Annotated in this window: 3 protein-coding genes; all 3 read right to left on the reverse strand. The window is 54.1% G+C overall.

Going from position 1 to position 4405, the window contains the following annotated elements; all coding sequences use genetic code 11:
- Positions 1 to 62 precede the first annotated feature (62 nt).
- The 3 genes from aceA to metA all read right to left on the reverse strand — a co-directional run bounded on the left by aceA (position 63) and on the right by metA (position 4200).
- On the reverse strand, positions 63 to 1367 hold the full coding sequence (gene aceA / locus HBA26_RS22360; protein ID WP_028015114.1) for an isocitrate lyase: 1305 nt from the start codon (positions 1365 to 1367) through the stop codon (positions 63 to 65).
- Positions 1368 to 1398: 31 nt separating this feature from the next.
- Positions 1399 to 3000 carry a malate synthase A gene (gene aceB / locus HBA26_RS22365; RefSeq protein ID WP_126346033.1) on the reverse strand — a complete coding sequence of 534 codons (1602 nt, stop codon included), beginning with the start codon at positions 2998 to 3000 and terminating at the stop codon, positions 1399 to 1401.
- A 270-nt stretch (positions 3001 to 3270) separates the two neighbouring features.
- Positions 3271 to 4200: a homoserine O-succinyltransferase gene (metA, locus tag HBA26_RS22370; RefSeq protein ID WP_045631510.1), complete on the reverse strand. Its 930-nt coding sequence runs from the start codon at positions 4198 to 4200 to the stop codon at positions 3271 to 3273.
- Positions 4201 to 4405: the final 205 nt, after the last annotated feature.

Genomic DNA, 4405 nt, shown 5'->3' on the forward strand with positions numbered 1-4405 from the left:
TCCGTCGTCGGCAGCGTCAGATGTGTATAAGAGACAGCCCCGGAGGGGAGAGGGGGAAAAGTTTAGAACTGTGCTTCTTCGGTTGACCCCGTTAAGGCGGTAACGGATGAGGCGCCTCCCTGGATGATGGTCGTCACGTTATCAAAGTAGCCCGTCCCCACTTCCTGCTGGTGAGAAACAAAGGTATAGCCGTCTTTACCAGCGGCAAACTCCGGCTGCTGCACCTTCTCAACGTAGTGCTTCATGCCCTCACCCTGCGCGTAAGCGTGCGCCAGGTCGAACATGTTGAACCACATGCTGTGGATGCCTGCCAGGGTGATGAACTGGTACTTGTAGCCCATATCCGACAGCTGCTGCTGGAAGCTGGCGATGGTTTTGTCATCCAGCTTTTTCTGCCAGTTGAAGGACGGCGAACAGTTGTAGGCCAGCAGTTTGCCCGGGTATTTCGCATGAATCGCATCGGCAAAGCGCTTCGCCAGCGCCAGATCCGGCGTGGACGTTTCACACCAGACCAGGTCGGCGTAAGGGGCATAGGCCAGGCCGCGGCTGATGGCCTGTTCGATACCGGCATGCGTGCGATAGAACCCCTCGCTGGTGCGCTCGCCGGTAATAAATTCGCTATCGTACGGATCGCAGTCAGAGGTAATCAGGTCTGCCGCATCCGCATCGGTACGGGCAATCACCAGCGTCGGCACGCCGAGCACGTCAGCAGCGAGACGCGCGGCAACCAGCTTCTGAATCGCTTCCTGGGTCGGGACGAGAACTTTTCCGCCCATATGCCCGCACTTCTTCACCGACGCCAGCTGGTCTTCGAAGTGAACGGCCGCTGCACCGGCCTCAATCATCGATTTCATCAGTTCGAAGGCGTTCAGCACTCCGCCGAAGCCCGCTTCCGCATCCGCCACGATCGGCAGGAAGTAATCAATAAAACGCGGATCGTTGGGCTCAATGCCTGCGGCCCACTGGATCTGATCCGCGCGGCGGAAGGTATTGTTGATCCGATCCACCACCGACGGTACCGAGTTGGCCGGATAAAGAGATTGATCCGGATACATGCTGGAGGCCAGGTTGGCGTCCGCCGCGACCTGCCAGCCGGAAAGGTAAATGGCTTCTATGCCGGCCTTCGCCTGCTGCAATGCCTGGCCGCCGGTCAGCGCACCGAGGCTGTTGATATAACCCTTTTTGGAACCACCGTGCAGCAGTTTCCACATTTTCGCCGCACCGTTCTGTGCCAGCGTGCATTCCGGGTTGACCGAGCCGCGTAATTTCACCACGTCCTCCGCGCTGTAAGGACGGCGGATGCCTTCCCAGCGCGGTTGAGTCCACTCTTTCTTTAATTCTTCGATTTGTTGGGTACGGGTTTTCATGTGCAGATGCTCCATATTGTTATGTGGTGAGTTACGCCAGGAAGCGGTAGCCCGGCAGGGTCAGGAAGTCGATTAAGTCATCTGATGTGGTGATTTGCTCCATCAGGCGCGCTGCGTCGTCAAAGCGTCCGCTGCTGAAGCGGTGTTCGCCCAGCTCGTCCTGGATGACCCGCATCTCTTCGGCCAGCATCTGACGGAACAGGGCTTTGGTGACCGGCTTGCCGTTGCTGAGCGTTTTTTGATGGTGGATCCACTGCCAGATAGAGGTGCGCGAAATTTCCGCCGTGGCAGCATCTTCCATCAGGCCGTAGATAGGCACGCAGCCGTTGCCGGAGATCCACGCTTCGATGTACTGGACCGCGACGCGAATATTGGCACGCATCCCCTCTTCCGTTCGCTCGCCCGCGCACGGTGCCAGCAGCTGTTCTTCAGCCGTTGGGGCATCTTCTTCGCGCGTGACAAACAGCTGATTTTTGTTATCGCCGAGTACGCGATTGAAGACCTCCATCGCCGTATCGGCCAGGCCCGGATGGGCAATCCACGTGCCGTCGTGACCGTTACGGGCTTCCAGCTCTTTATCGGCTTTCACCTTGTTGAGCACCTGATTATTGCGCTCCGCGTCTTTGCTCGGAATAAAGGCCGCCATGCCGCCCATCGCAAAGGCACCGCGCTTGTGGCAGGTTTTAATCAGCAGACGCGAATAGGCGCTCAGGAAGGGTTTATCCATGGTCACGACCTGGCGGTCCGGCAGCACGCGGTCGGGATAGTTTTTCAGGGTTTTGATGTAGCTGAAGATATAGTCCCAGCGTCCGCAGTTCAGGCCGACAATGTGGTCGCGCAGGGCATGCAGAATTTCATTCATCTGGAACACGGCGGGCAGCGTTTCAATCAGCAGCGTGGCCTTGATCGTGCCGCGCGGCAGGTTGAAGCGATCTTCCGCGTAGCTAAATACTTCGCTCCACCAGGCGGCTTCCTGCCAGGCCTGCGTTTTTGGCAGATAGAAATAGGGACCGCTACCTTTTGCCAGCAGGTTTTTGTAGTTATGGAAGAAATAAAGTGCGAAATCAAACAGGCTGCCCGGAATGGCTTCTCCATGCCATGTGACATGTTTTTCAGGGAGGTGCAGACCTCGTACGCGACAGATCAGCACCGCCGGATTCGGTTTGAGCTGGTAGATTTTCCCGGCTTCGTTGGTGTAGCTGATGGTGCCGTTGACGGCATCGCGCAGGTTGATCTGCCCGTCGATAACTTTGTTCCAGTCCGGGGCCAGCGAGTCTTCAAAATCGGCCATAAAGACTTTAACGTTGGCGTTCATGGCGTTGATCACCATTTTGCGCTCTACCGGACCAGTGATCTCAACGCGACGATCCTGTAAATCTTCAGGAATGCCGCGGATTTTCCACTCACCACGACGAATGGAAGCAGTTTCCGAAATAAATCCTGGCAACTTGCCGTTATCGATTTCCTGCTGTTGGTGAATGCGTGCCGCCAGCAGCTTATTGCGCTGCGGCGTAAAGCGGGTCACCAGCTCAGTCAGAAACTCTACCGCTTCGGCCGTCAAAACCTGCTGTTCTTGCTCACCATTCGGCTGGGTAAAGGTCAATTCATCGACCGTGGTTGCCTGTTGAGTCATCGTTCTGCTCCTCATCAAAGATCCAAAATCACGCCCCCAATGCGAACGAAAGATCGTTGTGTAGTTTTCGCTCAGCAGAATTAAGACTATCTATAATTTTTCCAAAATCAAAAACAATTTCCATTTTAATTTTAATTACAACGCAACATGATGATTAATATAGAGTTAAAGTTTCCTGGCATGTTGAACGGGATTTCGGAAATAAAAAAGGCACCCGAAGGTGCCTGATCTGAATAGCTGAAACGCTTTAGGATCGTTTAATGCAGACGATTACTCCAGCGTAGGATTCATGTGGCGAAGATCGTACGGCGTAATCTGGTAGACGTAATAGTTGAGCCAGTTAGTGAACAGCAGATTTCCGTGGCTGCGCCAGGTGGCCCTTGGTTTGTTTTGCGGATCGTTTTTCGGGAAATAGTTGTACGGGATATCCGGATTAAGACCCGCTTCGACATCACGGAAATACTCTGATGCGAGAGTATCGGGATCATACTCAGGATGGCCGGTAACGAACGCGATACGTTTGTCTTTACTGGCAAACAGGTAGGCATCCCCGTCTTCCGTTTCGGCCAGGATCTCCAGATCGGTGTAATCACGAATCAGCTGGGCCGGAAAATCGGCGTAGCGGGAATGCGGGGCCAGGAAGGTGTCATCAAAACCACGCGTCAGCAGCGCGTGTGGATGAAGAATGTGGTGTTCGTATACGCCGGAGAGCTTTTGAGTGCGGGTTTGCTTGGGAATACCGTAGAGAATGTTGAGTGCGGCCTGTACCGCCCAGCAGACAAACAGCGTTGACGTGACGTGATCTTTTGCCCATTCCAGCACCTGTTTGATCTGCGGCCAGTAAGCAACATCGTTAAATTCAACCAGACCGAGCGGCGCGCCTGTCACAATCAGTCCGTCGAAGTTTTCCCCCCGAATATCTTCGAAGTTACAGTAGAAGTTATTCAGATGCTCAGACGGCGTGTTACGTGACTCGCGGGCATCAATACGCAGCAGTTGAATATCGACCTGCAGCGGGGAGTTCGACAGCAGACGCAGAAACTGATTCTCCGTCTCAATCTTTTTCGGCATCAGGTTGAGGATGAGAACCTTCAGCGGGCGAATTTCCTGACCTGTCGCGCGTGAAGCCGTCATCACGAAGACGTTCTCTTCACGTAAGAAATTGACGGCTGGTAGCTCGTCCTGCACCCGAATCGGCATAACCTTACTTCCTCACAATATACGTATAAACGTTTAGACATCCAGACAGCTAACGATACCCAGAAATGGTATGAATGTCGAGCCTGCAAGTCGAAGGTGAGAAAGTTTCAGGGAGAGGGAGAAAAACAAAAGCAAAAAACCCCGCACCTTACGGTACGGGGTTCTTCTTAATTGATGCCTGGCAGTTCCCTACTCTCACATGGGG

The sequence above is a fragment of the Enterobacter sp. 725m/11 genome (assembly GCF_011683705.1).
GTDB classification, from domain to species: domain Bacteria; phylum Pseudomonadota; class Gammaproteobacteria; order Enterobacterales; family Enterobacteriaceae; genus Enterobacter; species Enterobacter bugandensis.

What these genes read in the sequence shown, in the direction of transcription:
- aceA (WP_028015114.1), bottom strand. Translation starts at nt 1,367, where the DNA reads ATGAAAACCCGTACCCAACAAATCGAAGAATTAAAGAAAGAGTGGACT.
- aceB (WP_126346033.1), bottom strand. Translation starts at nt 3,000, where the DNA reads ATGACTCAACAGGCAACCACGGTCGATGAATTGACCTTTACCCAGCCG.
- metA (WP_045631510.1), bottom strand. Translation starts at nt 4,200, where the DNA reads ATGCCGATTCGGGTGCAGGACGAGCTACCAGCCGTCAATTTCTTACGT.